Annotated in this window: 14 protein-coding genes and 1 tRNA gene; 8 read left to right on the top strand and 7 right to left on the bottom strand. The window is 73.2% G+C overall.

The genetic code is table 11. From position 1 onward, the window contains the following. Window positions 1–65 precede the first annotated feature (65 nt). Genes O3S82_RS02280 through O3S82_RS02265 form a run of 4 tightly spaced genes read left to right on the top strand, consistent with a single transcriptional unit; the run spans window position 66 to window position 4793 of the window. The gene (locus O3S82_RS02280; RefSeq protein WP_179426514.1) at window positions 66–1490 is read left to right on the top strand and encodes an alpha,alpha-trehalose-phosphate synthase (UDP-forming); all 1425 of its coding nucleotides are present in this window, start codon (window positions 66–68) and stop codon (window positions 1488–1490) included. After that, on the top strand, window positions 1480–2793 hold the full coding sequence (locus tag O3S82_RS02275; protein WP_269305215.1) for an MFS transporter: 1314 nt from the start codon (window positions 1480–1482) through the stop codon (window positions 2791–2793). The genes O3S82_RS02280 and O3S82_RS02275 overlap by 11 nt, the downstream gene beginning before the upstream one ends. Continuing rightward, a complete protein-coding gene (locus tag O3S82_RS02270) occupies window positions 2783–4192 on the top strand; it encodes a pyridoxal phosphate-dependent decarboxylase family protein (protein WP_269305212.1) in 1410 nt (469 codons plus the stop codon). Before O3S82_RS02275 ends, O3S82_RS02270 begins: the two co-directional genes overlap by 11 nt. 4 nt (window positions 4193–4196) lie before the next feature. After that, window positions 4197–4793 carry a GNAT family N-acetyltransferase gene (locus O3S82_RS02265; RefSeq protein ID WP_269305210.1) on the top strand — a complete coding sequence of 199 codons (597 nt, stop codon included), beginning with the start codon at window positions 4197–4199 and terminating at the stop codon, window positions 4791–4793. Window positions 4794–4851: 58 nt separating this feature from the next. Here O3S82_RS02265 and O3S82_RS02260 read toward each other — a convergent pair whose 3' ends face one another. Beyond that, window positions 4852–6102, bottom strand: a complete 1251-nt coding sequence (locus O3S82_RS02260; RefSeq protein ID WP_179426522.1) for an MFS transporter — start codon at window positions 6100–6102, stop codon at window positions 4852–4854. Window positions 6103–6156: 54 nt separating this feature from the next. Between O3S82_RS02260 and O3S82_RS02255 the strand changes: the two genes are divergently transcribed. The 3 genes from O3S82_RS02255 to O3S82_RS02245 are packed head-to-tail and all read left to right on the top strand — an operon-like array spanning window position 6157 to window position 9155. After that, window positions 6157–7302, top strand: a complete 1146-nt coding sequence (locus tag O3S82_RS02255) for an MFS transporter (protein ID WP_269305208.1) — start codon at window positions 6157–6159, stop codon at window positions 7300–7302. Beyond that, complete coding sequence (locus O3S82_RS02250) at window positions 7299–7970, top strand: uracil-DNA glycosylase (protein ID WP_269305206.1); 672 nt, start codon at window positions 7299–7301, stop codon at window positions 7968–7970. Before O3S82_RS02255 ends, O3S82_RS02250 begins: the two co-directional genes overlap by 4 nt. Before the next feature lie 9 nt (window positions 7971–7979). Continuing rightward, a complete protein-coding gene (locus tag O3S82_RS02245; protein ID WP_179426526.1) occupies window positions 7980–9155 on the top strand; it encodes an AI-2E family transporter in 1176 nt (391 codons plus the stop codon). A gap of 27 nt (window positions 9156–9182) precedes the next feature. On the opposite strand, the gene purU is transcribed toward O3S82_RS02245, so the two are convergent. From purU to O3S82_RS02225, 4 genes are read right to left on the bottom strand one after another with little or no spacing between them, the layout of a single operon-like run. Continuing rightward, entirely contained in the window at window positions 9183–10049 is an 867-nt protein-coding gene (gene purU / locus O3S82_RS02240) for a formyltetrahydrofolate deformylase (protein ID WP_179426528.1), read from the bottom strand. 13 nt (window positions 10050–10062) lie between these two features. Next, complete coding sequence (locus tag O3S82_RS02235; RefSeq protein WP_269305203.1) at window positions 10063–10998, bottom strand: sodium:calcium antiporter; 936 nt, start codon at window positions 10996–10998, stop codon at window positions 10063–10065. Window positions 10999–11006: 8 nt separating this feature from the next. After that, entirely contained in the window at window positions 11007–11366 is a 360-nt protein-coding gene (locus O3S82_RS02230; RefSeq protein WP_179426530.1) for a DUF488 domain-containing protein, read from the bottom strand. Then, window positions 11363–11701 (bottom strand): cupin domain-containing protein, encoded by a 339-nt coding sequence (locus O3S82_RS02225; RefSeq protein ID WP_269305201.1) that lies wholly within the window; start codon window positions 11699–11701, stop codon window positions 11363–11365. The genes O3S82_RS02230 and O3S82_RS02225 overlap by 4 nt, the downstream gene beginning before the upstream one ends. 60 nt (window positions 11702–11761) lie before the next feature. Between O3S82_RS02225 and O3S82_RS02220 the strand changes: the two genes are divergently transcribed. Further along, on the top strand, window positions 11762–12694 hold the full coding sequence (locus tag O3S82_RS02220) for an MBL fold metallo-hydrolase (RefSeq protein ID WP_269305200.1): 933 nt from the start codon (window positions 11762–11764) through the stop codon (window positions 12692–12694). Window positions 12695–12702: 8 nt separating this feature from the next. On the opposite strand, the gene O3S82_RS02215 is transcribed toward O3S82_RS02220, so the two are convergent. Beyond that, window positions 12703–12775, bottom strand: a tRNA-Thr gene (locus O3S82_RS02215). 34 nt (window positions 12776–12809) lie between these two features. Beyond that, entirely contained in the window at window positions 12810–13589 is a 780-nt protein-coding gene (locus tag O3S82_RS02210; RefSeq protein WP_179426536.1) for a hypothetical protein, read from the bottom strand. Window positions 13590–13603: the final 14 nt, after the last annotated feature.

Genomic DNA, 13603 nt, shown 5'->3' with positions numbered 1-13603 from the left:
CGAAACCGTCGTCCCACCGCGTGAGGTCCGCGGCGGGCGGGCCCGTTCTCCTCTAGGCTGGCCGCATGGCGCCCGAGAAGACCGACTTCCTCGTGATCGCCAACCGCCTGCCCGTCGACCGCCGGATCGGCGACGACGGCGAGGTCTCGTGGCGCACGTCGCCCGGCGGTCTGGTCACGGCACTCGAACCGGTCATGAAGCTCCAGGGCGGGGCGTGGATCGGCTGGCACGGTGCCGCCGACGAGGACCTCCCCGAGTTCGAGCACGACGGCCTGCGACTCGTCCCGGTGCCACTGACCGAGCTGGAGGTCGAGGAGTACTACGAGGGCTTCTCCAACGGCACCCTCTGGCCGCTCTACCACGACGTCGTCGTCACCCCGGAGTACCACCGCGAGTGGTGGGACGCCTACGTCACGGTCAACCGCCGCTTCGCCGAGAAGGCCGCCTCCCTCGCCGCGCAGGGCGCGGTCGTGTGGGTGCAGGACTACCAGCTGCAGCTCGTCCCGCAGATGCTGCGCGAGCTGCGCCCCGACCTGCTGATCGGCTTCTTCCTGCACATTCCGTTCCCGCCCACCGAGCTGTTCCAGCAGCTGCCGTGGCGCCGCCAGATCCTCGAGGGCCTGCTGGGCGCCGACCTCGTCGGCTTCCAGATGCCCGGTGGCGCGCAGAACTTCGCCCGCCTCGTGCGTCAGCGCGTGGGCCACCGCACCGTGCGCGACACCGTCTTCCTGCCCGACGGCCGCAAGGTCCTGGCGCGGGCCTACCCGATCTCGATCGACGCGCGCGGCTTCGAGCAGCTCTCGCGCACCCCCGAGGTCATCGCCCGGGCGCAGGAGATCCGCGACAGCCTCGGCAACCCGCGGCACGTGCTCATCGGCATCGACCGCCTCGACTACACCAAGGGCCTGCCCCAGCGGCTGCGCGCCTTCGGCGAGCTCGTGCGCGACGGCGTGATCGACGTCGACGAGGCCGTGTTCGTCCAGGTCGCCACCCCGTCGCGCGAGCGCGTGCACCAGTACCGCCTGCTGCGCGACGACATCAACCGCCTCGTGGGCCGGATCAACGGCGACATGGGCCGCATCGGCCAGCAGCCGATCCAGTACCTGCACGCCTCGTTCCCGCGCGAGGAGATGGCCGCGATGTACCGGGCCGCCGACGTCATGGTGGTCACCCCGCTGCGCGACGGCATGAACCTCGTCGCCAAGGAGTACATCGCCACGCGCTGGGACGACCGCGGCGCGCTCGTGCTCAGCGAGTTCGCCGGTGCCGCCGGCGAGCTCCGACAGGCGTTCCAGGTCAACCCTCACGACATCAACGGCATGAAGCAGGCGCTGCTCGAGGCCATGCAGGCGCCTCCGGTCGACCTGCGCAAGCGGATGCGCGCGCTGCGCAAGCAGGTGATGGAGAACGACATCGAGCGCTGGGCCACCACGTTCCTGGCCGAGCTCGCCGAGGCCCGTGACACCGGTCCGGCCGACGGTGACGACTGAGCTTCCGGCCCGGGTCCGGCGCGGCTACGCGCTCGGCAGCGTCGCCACCGGGACCTTCGGCACCGTCCCCGGACTGCTGCTGCTGCCCTACCTGACCGACGAGATCGGCATCGGCGCGGCGCTGGCCGGCGTGCTGGTGTTCGCGCCGAAGGCGTGGGACGTCGTCCTCAACCCGATCGCGGGGCGCATCAGCGACCGCTCCACGCATCCCGCCGGGCGGCGCCGTCCGTTCCTCGTGCGGGCCGGGCTCACCCTGGCCGTGCTGTTCGCGGTGATGTTCGCCGGTCCCACCGAGCCGCAGGCCCTGGCCGCCGCGTGGGTGGCCGTGGCGTTCCTGGGCTGCGCGAGCGCCTATGCGTTCTTCCAGGTGCCCTACGTCGCGATGCCGGCCGAGCTGACGCTCGACTACGCCGAGCGGACGCGCCTCATGACGTGGCGCGTCGTCGTCCTCGCGCTGGCGATCCTGGTCTCGGGCGCCACCGCCCCGATCGTGGCCGACCAGCTGGGGCACGCGGCGATGGGCGCGTACGTCGGCCTCGTCATCGCGCTCGGCGTGCTGGGCGCGTGGTGGGGAACGCGCGGCGCGCCCGAGCACCCCACCGAGACCGCGGGCGGCACGTTCGCCGACCAGCTGCGGCTCGTGGCCCAGAACCCCGACTTCCGCGCGGTGCTGCTGACGTTCGTCGTGCAGGCCGCCGCGATCGGCACGGTGCTGGCGGGCGTGGCCTACGTGGCCGACGACCTGCTCGACAGCACGGCCGCCAACACGTTCCTGTTCGTCGCCTTCGTCGGTCCCGCGCTGCTCGTCACGCCGCTGTGGGAGCGCTACGCCACCACCCGCGGCAAGCGGTCGGGGTACGCCGTCGCCACCGTCTTCCTCGCGATCGGGATGGCCGCACTGCTGGCCGCGCACGAGGGCTGGCTCGCGCTCACCTATGTCGCCGCCGCGCTCGTGGGCATCGGGTACGCCGGGGCCCAGGTCTTCCCGATGGCGATGCTGCCCGACGTGGCCGCCGACGACGCCTCGCGCAGCGGGGCCAACCGCATCGGCGTGTTCACCGGCGTGTGGACCGCGGGCGAGACGCTCGGCCTCGCCCTCGGGCCCGGCATCTTCGCGCTCGTGCTGACGGCCGGTGGCTACGTGTCGTCGACGTCCGGCGTCACCGTCGACCAGCCCGACGGCGCCCGCCTCGCGATCGCGCTGGGCTTCTCGGTGCTCCCGGCCCTCCTGTCCGCGATCAGCCTCGTGCTGCTGCGCGGCTACCGACTCGACGACCGACTGAGGAGTGCCGATGTCGCCTGAGCAGGTCCTCGCCGAGCTCGCCGCCCGCCGCGAGGGCGACCTCCCCACCCACGGCGGCCGCACGCTGGCGTACGTCTACGACTCGGGACTGGCCGAGGCCGACGAGGTCGCCCGACAGGCCGTCGCGATGTACGCCGCCACGAACGGCCTCGACCCCACCGCCTTCCCCAGCCTGCTGTCGATGGAGGCCGACCTCGTCGGCTTCGCACGCTCGATCCTGCACGGTGGCGACGAGGTCGTCGGCACGGTGACGTCCGGCGGCACCGAGTCGATCCTGCTGGCGGTGCAGACCGCGCGCGATGCCGCCGGCGTGGAGCGCCCGGCGATGGTCGTGCCCAGCACGATCCACGCGGCCTTCGCCAAGGCCGCCCACTACTTCGGGGTCGAGCTCGTCGCGGTCCCGGTGGGAGCCGGACACCGCGCCGACGTCGCCGCGATGACCGAGGCGATCGACCGTCTGGGCGACCGCGTGGTGCTGGTGGCGGCCAGCACGCCCTCGTACGCCCACGGCGTCATCGACCCCGTCGAGGAGCTCGCCGCCGTCACCCGCGAGCGCGGGCTGCGCCTGCACGTCGACGCGTGCATCGGCGGCTGGATCCTGCCGTGGACCCCCGACGCTCCCCCGTGGGACTTCGCGGTGCCCGGCGTCACCAGCCTCTCGGTCGACCTCCACAAGTACGCGTACACGCCCAAGGGGGTGTCGCTACTGCTGCACGCCGACGCGTCGCTGCGCCGGCCGCAGTTCTTCGCGCACGCCGACTGGCCCGGCTACACGATGCTGAACTCCACCACGCAGTCCACGAAGTCCGGCGGACCGCTCGCCGCCGCGTGGGCCGTGGTGCAGCTGATCGGTGCCGACGGCTACCGCGACCTCGTCCGCCGCACGCTCGACGGCACCCGCGAGCTGGCCGACGGCATCGAGGCCACCGAGCACCTGCACCTCGTCGAGCGGCCCGACACCTCGCTCGTCGTCGTGGGCACCGACGACGCCGTCGACGTGTTCACGATCAGCGACCTCATGCTCGACCGCGGCTGGTTCGTGCAGCCGCAGATGCGGTTCGGCGACGAGCCGGCGAACCTGCACCTGACGATCTCGGCGGCCACGGCCGCGTCGGTGCCCGAGTTCCTCGACGCACTGCGCGCGTCGGTGGCGCAGGCGGCCGAGCAGGGACCGATCCACATCGACCCGCTGCTCGCCGAGGCGGCCGCGACGCTGGACCCGGACACCCTCGACGACGAGGCGTTCGACGGCCTGCTGGCGCTCGCGGGGCTGGCCGGCGAGGGCGGAGAGGTCGCGGTGCCCGAGCGCCTCGGACCGGTCAACGCACTCGTCGACGTCGCTCCGCCGCGGGTGCGGGAGGCGCTGATGATCGCCTTCCTGGACCGTCTGACACGCTGATCCCGTGACCGATCCCTGGACCACGCCGGTGCCGATCACCGGGCGCCTCGTGCGCCTCGAGCCCCTCGGACCCGAGCACGCCGAGGGCCTCGCCGCCGCCGGCGACGACCCCGCCGTCTTCGAGCACCTGCGCCGCTGGGACGTCATGTCCCCCGAGGTCGCGGCCGCCCACATCGCGCGTGCCGTGGCCGACCCGGCGCTGGTGCCGTGGGTGCAGATCGACGCCCGCACGGGCGAGGTCGCGGGGACGACCTCCTACTACGACGTCGACGCCGAGCTCCGCACCGTGGCGATCGGGCACACCTGGATCGGCCGGCGCTTCTGGCGGACCGGGCTCAACACCGAGGCCAAGCTGCTGCTGCTCACGCGGGCGTTCGACGAGCTCGGCTGCGTGCGCGTCGTGTGGCACACCGACATCCGCAACGACCGGTCACAGGCCGCGATCGCGCGGCTCGGCGCCCAGCGCGAGGGCGTGCTGCGCAAGCACAAGCTGCGCGACGACGGCAGCTGGCGCGACACCGTGACCTACTCGATGCTCGACGACGAGTGGCCCGCCGCGCGCGATCGGCTGACGGCGCGCCTCGCGGCCGACGCAGGATGAGGCCTTCGGGTACCGGAGCGGGGCGCGATGCCTCGTCGTTCGTCCCGGCGGAGCCGCGTCAGGAGACGATCTTGGCGTTCCGCAGGATGCGCTGCGTGGCCAGCGAGAGCACGAAGGCGATCGCCATGGCCGAGATCGTGACCGCGAACGCGGGGGTGGGGCCCGAGGGGCCGAACGCGCCGTCGGCCGCGCGACCCGCGAGCGACGCGCCCGTCGCGTAGCCCAGGCCCGTGCCGCCGGCCATGAACGTCATGGCCGTGCCGATCCGGGCGGGCGGCACGATGAGGCCGGCCAGCGCGAAGGCGCTGATCAGGTAGGGCGCGACCGCGAAGCCCAGGACCGCGATCACCGCGACGACCTGCGGGATCGTCTGGACGAGCAGCAGCGGCAACGCCAGGACGACCATCGCGCCCGACGCCCACAGCATGCGCGTGGCGTAGAGGACGCTGGCCGGGACGGCCGCCAGCGACAGCGCCGCGACCATGCTGCCGATGCCGAGCACCGCGTGGATGAGGCCCGCCACGTCGGGGTGGCCCTGCTGCGTGGCCAGCACGGTGGAGCCGGCCTGGATGCTGCCGAAGAAGGTGCCCATGAGGAACACGGCCACGGCCAGGACGATGAACGCCGAGGTCCACATCCTGACGCCGTGGGTGGGCGCGTGCTCGCTGCCGCGCGGCACGAGCGCGGCGGTGCGGTGGACCGCGAACCACGAGCCGAAGACCAGCAGCAGCGCGGCCGCGGCGAGCAGCGCGCCGTCGGCGCCGATCAGCACGCCGAGGATGCCGACGAGCGCCGGGCCGAGCACGAACGACGCCTCGTCGCCCGCGCCCTCGTAGGAGAAGGCCAGGTCGACGAAGCGGTCGACCTCGTCGGAGCGGATGCGGCCCTCGCTGACGCGCAGCGCGAGGACGGGGCGCCAGCGCACGCGGGCCAGCGGTCCGACCTGCGGCATGACCAGGCCGGTGGCGGCGGCGATGACGATCAGGGTCCCCGAGGACACGCCGTGGTCGGCCGCGTAGACGACCGTCACGAGACCGATCGCGCCGAGGATCGACTGGGTGAGCACGACGGGGCGCTGCCCGATGCGGTCGGCCGCGGCACCGAAGAAGGGCGAGCCGATCGCGCTGGCGACCGCGAGCGCTCCGGCGGTGGCGCCGGCGATGCCGTACTTGCCGGTGGCCTGGGCCACGAGCATCAGGACGCCCATCTGGCTCATGGCCAGCGGGATGCGCCCCAGGAAGGCCACCGCGACGAACGAGAATCCAGCTGCGCCCCAGAGGCGGCGGTAGTCGGCGATGGCGGAGGACACAACCCGCCCATGCTACCCGTCGGGGCCACGGGTGGGCCTCCTAGACTCGGTGCAATGGTGGAGGCGACGATCGGGCGCGCCCGGGTGGCGACATCCGGACTGCTGTTCAGCAACGGATTCCTGCTCGGCGCATGGATCGTGCACATCCCCGTGGTCATGGACCGCACCGACATCACGGCCGCCACGCTCGGCACGCTGCTGCTGTGGATGGGCGCGTGCGCGTGGATCGGCATGCAGGCCGCCGGCTTCTTCGTCGACCGCACCGGCAGCGCCAAGGCGGTCACCGCCGCGCTGCTCGCGATGGTGCTCACCGTGACGCTGCCCGGACTGGCCACCGACCTGTGGACCCTCGCGGCCGCCCTCGGCGTGCTCGGCTTCGCCAACGGCATCGTCGACGTCGCGCAGAACGCCCAGGCCGTCACGGTGGAGCGCGCGTACGGCCGGCCGATCATGTCCTCGGTGCACGCCTGGTTCTCGGCCGGCGGGTTCGCGGCGTCGGCGCTCGGTGCGGGCATGCTCGCCCTCGGCTGGCCCATCCCGCTGAACTTCGTCCTGTTCGCGGTGATCGGCCTCGTCCTGCTGGTTGTCATCCGGCCCCACCTGCTCGACCACGACGTCCGCGACGCCGACGACCGTCCCGGCCGTCCGCCGTGGACCGCGCAGATCGTGCTGCTCGGCGCGCTCGCCTTCGCCCTGATGCTGGCCGAGGGGGTCGCCTACGACTGGAGCACCGTCCACCTGCGCGACGAGCTCGGCACGACCGAGGCGCTCGCGGCCGTCGCTTACGGCGCGTTCAGTCTCGCCATGTTCGTCACGCGACTGCTGGTCGACCGCGTCGTCGCGGTCACCGGCCCGGGCCGATTCGTGCGGTGGGCCTCCCTCGTGGGCGCGGCCGGGCTCGCCCTCGCGATCGTCGCGCCGACCCCCGCCGTCGCGATCGCCGGCTGGGCCGTGGTCGGCATCGGCCTGGCCGGCTGCGTGCCCCAGTTCTTCAGCGCCGCCGGCAACGTGGACCCGCGGCACGGGGCCGCGATCATCGCGCGCGTCACGGGGATGGGCTACGTCGCGCTGCTCAGCGGCCCGTCCGTGATCGGGCTGCTGACGCACTGGGTGCCGCTCACCACTGCGTTCCTGGTGCCGCTGGCGCTGTGCCTCGTGGCGAGCGCGCTGGCACCCTCGGCCCTCAGGAGGCACCCGTGAGCCTGCGCGACCTCATGGCGCCCGACTGGGCCGAGGCGATGGAGCCGGTGGCGCCCCAGATCGCCGCGATGGGCGACTTCCTGCGCGCCGAGGTCGCCGCGGGCCACACCTACCTGCCCGAGCCCGACGCCATCTTCCGCGCCTTCCGCACCCCGCTGGCGCAGGTGCGCGTGCTCATCACGGGGCAGGACCCCTACCCCACGCCCGGCCACCCGATGGGGCTCTCGTTCTCGGTCCGGCCCGACGTGCGCCCGGTGCCCCGCAGCCTGGCCAACATCTACCGCGAGCTGGAGGCCGACCTCGGCATCGCGCCCGCGTCGCACGGAGACCTCTCGGCCTGGGCCGACCGCGGCGTCATGCTGCTCAACCGCTGCCTGACCGTGCGGCCCGGCGAGGCCGCGAGCCATCGCGGACGCGGCTGGGAGGCGGTCACCGACCGCGCCATCGCGGCGCTCGTCGAGCGCGGCGGCCCGCTGGTCGCGATCCTGTGGGGTCGCGACGCCCAGTCGCTCGCCCCGCGCCTCGGCGACGTGCCGCGGATCGAGTCGGCGCACCCGAGCCCGCTGTCCGCCTCGCGGGGGTTCTTCGGGTCGCGCCCGTTCAGCCGCGCGAACGACGCCCTGCGCGCCCAGGACGCGCAGCCGGTGGAGTGGGAACTGCCCCGCTAGGGTGGCCGCGTGAGCCAGACACGCATCCGGGACCGCGCCGTCCTCATCGACCAGGGCTTCGTGGTCATCCAGCGCTGGGGCCTGCGCATCATCGTGATCGCCGCCGCCCTGTACGTGCTGGGCTGGGGCGTCGGCCGCACCTGGATGATCTGGTTCCCCGTGTCGCTGGCGATCCTGTTCGCCACCGTCCTCGGCCCCCCGACGAAGCGCCTGCGCGAGCTCGGCGTCCCCGCGGCCGCCGCCGCGGGCGTCGTGATGCTGGCCTTCCTGGCCGCGCTGGGCTTCCTGTTCTCCATCCTCATCCCGCAGCTGGTCGACGAGGCCCCCGAGATCGCCGACCGCGCCGCGAAGGGCGTCAGCGAGGTGCAGGACTGGCTCGTCAACGGGCCGCTGCCGATCGAGGCCGGCCAGATCACGAACGCCCTGAACTCGGTGGAGGACTGGCTGCGCGACAGCGCCGGCGACATCAGCAGCGGCGTGCTCTCCACGATCGGCGTCGCCACCAACGTCGTCCTCAACACCGTCCTCGTGCTGATCCTGACCTTCCTGTTCATCAAGGACGGCCACCGCTTCCTGCCGTGGGTCGAGCGCCTCGGCGGCCACCGCGTCGGCGGTCACCTGCGCGAGATGCTGAACCGCGCGTGGAACACCCTCGGCGGCTTCATCCGCACGCAGGCGCTCGTGTCGTTCATCGACGCGGTGCTGATCGGCATCGCGCTCGCGGTGGTCGGTCAGCCGCTGTGGGTGCCGCTCGCGGTCATCACCTTCATCGGTGGCTTCATCCCGATCGTCGGTGCGTTCGCCAGCGGCGCCATCGCCGTGCTGGTGACCCTCGTGACGAACTCGCCGCAGGACGCGCTCATCATCCTCGTCGTGATCATCGTGGTGCAGCAGCTCGAGGGCAACGTCCTCTCGCCGATCCTGCAGGGCAAGAGCATGAACCTGCATCCGGCCGTCGTGCTGATGGCCGTCACCGCGGGCGGTTCGCTGTTCGGCATCACCGGCGCGTTCCTCGCAGTGCCCGTCACGGCCACCATCGCCGAGGTGCTGCGCTACGCGAACGACCGGATCGACTCCTCGCTCACCGCCGGTGGGGATCCGGTGGCGGCGATGACCGCGCCCACGGTGGCCGACGTCCAGGCCGACGAGGCCGACGCCGCGCAGGAGCGCGAGCGCGAGAGCTGACCGAGGCGCCGGCCTCGGCCGTCCGGCTCAGTCGAAGACGACCGTCTTCATCCCGTTGAGCAGCACCCGGTGCTCGGCGTGCGCCCGCACGGCGTGCACGAGCGCGCGGGCCTCGAGGTCCTGGCCCATCGCGGCCAGCTCGGAGGCCGACGAGCGGTGGTCGACCCGGCGGAAGTCCTGCTCGATGATCGGACCCTCGTCGAGGTCGGCCGTCACGTAGTGCGCGGTCGCGCCGATCACCTTCACGCCGTGGCGGTGCGCCTGCTCGTACGGGCGCGCGCCCTTGAAGCTCGGCAGCAGCGAGTGGTGGATGTTGATGGCGCGGCCGTGCACGTCGCGGCACATCTGGTCGGTGAGGATCTGCATGTAGCGCGCCAGGAGGAGCGCCTCGGCGCCCTTCTCGTCCATGAGGTCGAGCACGAGCTGCTCGGTCTCGCGCTTGGTCTCGGGCGTGACACGGATCTGGTGGAACTCGATGCCGTGCCACTCCACCGTCTCGCGCCAGTCGGGGTGGTTCGACACGACGGCGACGATCTCGATCGGCAGCTGGCCCTGGCGCGTGTGGAAGAGCAGGTTGTTGAGGACGTGGCCCTGCTTGGAGACCATCACGACGACACGCAGCGGCGCGGTGGCGTCGTGCAGGTCCCAGTCCATCTCGAAGGGCTCGAGCACGGGCGCCAGCGCGGCGCGCATGTCGTCGAGCGCCACCTGGCGGTCGGCGGCGAACCGCACGCGCATGAAGAAGCGGCGCGTGTCGGGGTCGGCGTACTGCTGGCTCTCGGTGATCGTCCATTCGTCCTGCGCCAGCGTGGAGGCGATGGCCGCGACGATGCCCACCCGGTCGGGGCAGGCGAAGGTGAGGATGAAGTCGCTGTGCGGCTGGGGGGTCTCCATGAGGTGCATCGTCTCAGGTGCGCACCGCGAGGACGACGCCCAGGTACAGGACGTAGGCGAGCACGGCCGCGACGCCCTCGGCACGCGACATCCGGCGGCCGGTGGCCAGCACCGGCAGCAGCATCACCGCGACGAACGCCATGAGGGGCAGGTCGACCCGGATCAGGTCGCTCGTGACCTCCAGTGGCGCGACGAGCGACGTCACGCCCAGGATCAGCGCGAGGTTGTAGACGCTCGAGCCGATGAGGTTGCCGACCGCGATGTCGCGGTTGCCGCGCAGCGTGGACACGACGGTCGTCACCAGCTCGGGCGCCGAGGAGCCGATCGCCACGACGGTGAGGCCGATGACGACCTCGCTCACCCCGAGGGAGGCCGCCAGGTCGACCGCGCCGTGCACGAGCCAGTCGGCGCCCAGCACGACGACCCCGAGTCCGGCGACCAGCACGACGAGGTGCCGGACCAGGCCTCCGCCGGACGCCTCGGGCTCGGCCGGCGGCCGAGCGGGGTCGCGCACGGCGAGCACCACGACCGCCAGCGTGTAGACCGCGGCGATGACGACCAGCAGCGTGCCGTCGGCGCGCGAGAGCCGTCCGTCGAGCGCCAGCACCACCACGAGGATGGACACGGCCGCGACGACCGGCAGCTCGAAGACGATCGTGCGCGACTCGACGGCCAGGGGCACGAGCGCCGCGCTCAGCCCCAGGATCAGCAGCAGGTTGACGATGTTGGTGCCCGCGATGTTGCCCACGGCGAGCGGGCCCGCGTCGCGCAGCGCCGCGTCGATCCCGATCGCCAGCTCGGGCAGGCTCGTGCCGATCGAGACGACCGTGAGCCCGATGACCATCGGCGGGACGCCGAGCCGGGTCGCGACGGCGGCACCGCCGCGCACCAGCAGCTCCGCCCCGATCACGAGGGTCGCCAGGCCGGCCGCGACCAGCAGGACGGCCACGCGGCGGCCTAGTCGCGCTCGCCGCTGGACCGCTGGAGGCGGTCCTTCAGCAGCAGCGCGTGGTTGTGCTGCTCGTCGCGCGCGGCGTACAGGAGGGTCACGACGTCGTGCTCGGCGACCAGGCCGCGCAGCTCGTCGAGGGCCGGGTTGGCGTCGAGCTCGTTCGCGTACTCGTCGGCGAACGCCGAGAAGGCGATGTGCTCGTGGTGGAAGAGCTGGCGCAGCTCGGTGCTGGGCGCGACCTCCTTGAGCCAGACGTCGACCGCCGCGCGCTCCTTCGTCATGCCGCGCGGCCACAGCCGGTCGACCAGCACGCGCAGCCCGTCGTCGGGCGACGGGTCCTCCTGCACGCGGCGGACGCGGATCATGAGCCCGCGGGAACGAAGGTGGTCAGCAGGACGGCGGCGTCCTCGAGCGCCAGCAGGTCGTGGCGGTGGTCGGGGATCACCAGCAGCTCGCCCGCGGCGCCCTCCCAGGACTCCTCCCCCGCCGTCAGGCGGACGCGTCCCGACAGCACCTGCAGCGTCGCCTCGGGCGGCGCCTCGTGCTCGTCGAGTCGGCGATCGGCCGCGAGCGCGATGATCGTCTGGCGCAGGTGGTGGTGGCGCCCCCGGTGCAGCGCGACGGCGCTGCGGCCGCTCGAGGCCTGGCCCGCCGCGGCGAGCTGGTCGCGGACGAGGGACGGGAGGTCGGTGGAGTCCATGACCCGACCGTAGCCCGAGCGGGGTGCCCCGCGCGCCGCCGCATGAGAGAGTCCTGACCCATGCGCATCAAGCCCGGCCGCCCCGACCTCTCGACCCACGCCGCCCTGTTCGACCTCCCGGAGGCGGCCGCGGGCGCACCCTCCGTGACCTTCGGCGGGGTCTCGACGCTCGCGTTCGACGACGGCCGCTCGGCCCTGCTCACGGACGGGTTCTTCTCGCGCCCGTCCCTGCTGCGCGTGGGGCTGGGCATGATCGCGCCCGACCTCTCCCGGATCGCCGACGGGCTGCGGCGGGTGGGCCTCGCCGGGCCCGAGGCCTCGCGGCTCGAGGCGGTGCTGCCCGTGCACAGCCACTTCGACCACGTCATGGACGCGCCCGAGGTCGCCCGGCGGACAGGCGCCGCCCTCGTCGGCGGCACCTCGACGCTGAACGTCGGTCGTGGCGCCGGGCTGCCCGACGACCGCCCGCGGCCCGCGACGCCGGGCGTGCCGATGGAGCTGGGCCCTTGGCGCGTCACCGCCGTGCCGTCGGAGCACTGCCCGCCCGACCGCTACCCCGGCACGATCGACCAGCCGCTCGCGGTGCCCGCGCGCGCCGGCGCCTACCGCTGCGGGGAGGCCTGGTCACTGCTCGTCGAGCACGACGCGGTGGGCGCCACGCTCGTCCAGGGCAGTGCCGGCTTCGTACCGGGCGCCCTCGACGGGCTGCGCGCCGAGGTCGTCTTCCTGGGCATCGGCCAGCTCGGGCTGCTGGGCCCGGAGTACGTCGAGGGGTACTGGACCCACACCGTCCTCGCCGTGGGCGCGCGTCGCGTCGTGCTCACGCACTGGGACGACTTCTTCCGCCCGCTGGACCGGCCGCTGCGCGCGCTGCCGTACGCGGGCGACGACCTCGACGTGACGATGCGCGAGCTGCGGTACCTGGCGGGCCGCGACGGCGTCTCGCTGCACTTCCCGACGCTGGGGCGGCGCGAGGACCCGTGGCGGTCCTGACGGCCCAGAGCCCCCGACAGGATTCGAACCCGCGACATCCTCTTTACAAGAGAGGCGCTCTACCGACTGAGCTACAGGGGCGCGGCCGTGGCCGACCGCCTCATCCTAACGACGCTCAGACGCGGCCGGCCCGGCACGCTCGCGCGAAGTCCTCGTCGACCTGGTCCTCCTCCGGCAGGGCCGGCGTGACCGCCTCGTCGCCGTTGCCGATCTCGGCGAACTGCGTGAGGTCGGTGACCTGGTCGTCGGAGTCGCCGCCCGGCGTGAGGAACCCGTCGAGCACGATCGCGCAGTCGGCGGCGCCGAACTCCTGCCAGCCGGTGAGGGTGCCCCACTCGTCGGCGCCGTCGCTGGCGATGACCCCCTGGGTGCGCAGCACGCCGATGACGCGGACGAGCCCCTCGTCGTTCTCCACCTCGTAGGCGGTGCGGGTCTGCAGCGAGAGGTCGACCGACCCGGCGTCCTGCGAGGTCTCCCAGACCGCGGTCATGCGCGTGTCCCGCAGCTCGAGATCGGGGTCGAGGACGGTGGCCCGCGCCAGTGCGGGCTCGGTCTGCGCGTCCGCGGCGTCGTCGATCGCGGCGACGAGGGACTTCGGCAGGTCCTCGCCGACCGCCCCGGGGTCGGTGGCGGCCTGCAGACCCCACGTCGCGACCGCGTCGGTCATCTCCTCGTACTCCGCCGCGGACACGCCGTCGGGCCGGGCGGGCGGCTCGGGGATCGCGCCGTCGGGCGCGGGCCAGCCGGCGATCCCGAGGTCGTCGAGCGTGATCTGCTGCGTGGGCGCGGGCTGCGGATCCGGCGTCGCCGCGGTCTCCTCGGGCTCGTCCGACCCTCCGGTGCATCCCGCCAGCACGAAGGTCACCAACACGAGCAGCAGGACCGGTCGACGCACCCGTCCAGTATGCA

This window comes from Aeromicrobium sp. HA, assembly GCF_027171405.1.
Classification (GTDB): Bacteria; Actinomycetota; Actinomycetes; order Propionibacteriales; family Nocardioidaceae; genus Aeromicrobium; species Aeromicrobium tamlense.
This window is presented reverse-complemented; position numbering and strand designations above follow the sequence as displayed.

Excerpts from the sequence above, each read along its gene's own strand:
- O3S82_RS02280 (WP_179426514.1), top strand. The coding sequence starts at position 66 with ATGGCGCCCGAGAAGACCGACTTCCTCGTGATCGCCAACCGCCTGCCC.
- O3S82_RS02270 (WP_269305212.1), top strand. The coding sequence starts at position 2,783 with ATGTCGCCTGAGCAGGTCCTCGCCGAGCTCGCCGCCCGCCGCGAGGGC.
- O3S82_RS02255 (WP_269305208.1), top strand. The coding sequence starts at position 6,157 with ATGGTGGAGGCGACGATCGGGCGCGCCCGGGTGGCGACATCCGGACTG.
- purU (WP_179426528.1), bottom strand. The coding sequence starts at position 10,049 with ATGGAGACCCCCCAGCCGCACAGCGACTTCATCCTCACCTTCGCCTGC.
- O3S82_RS02230 (WP_179426530.1), bottom strand. The coding sequence starts at position 11,366 with ATGATCCGCGTCCGCCGCGTGCAGGAGGACCCGTCGCCCGACGACGGG.
- O3S82_RS02225 (WP_269305201.1), bottom strand. The coding sequence starts at position 11,701 with ATGGACTCCACCGACCTCCCGTCCCTCGTCCGCGACCAGCTCGCCGCG.
- O3S82_RS02220 (WP_269305200.1), top strand. The coding sequence starts at position 11,762 with ATGCGCATCAAGCCCGGCCGCCCCGACCTCTCGACCCACGCCGCCCTG.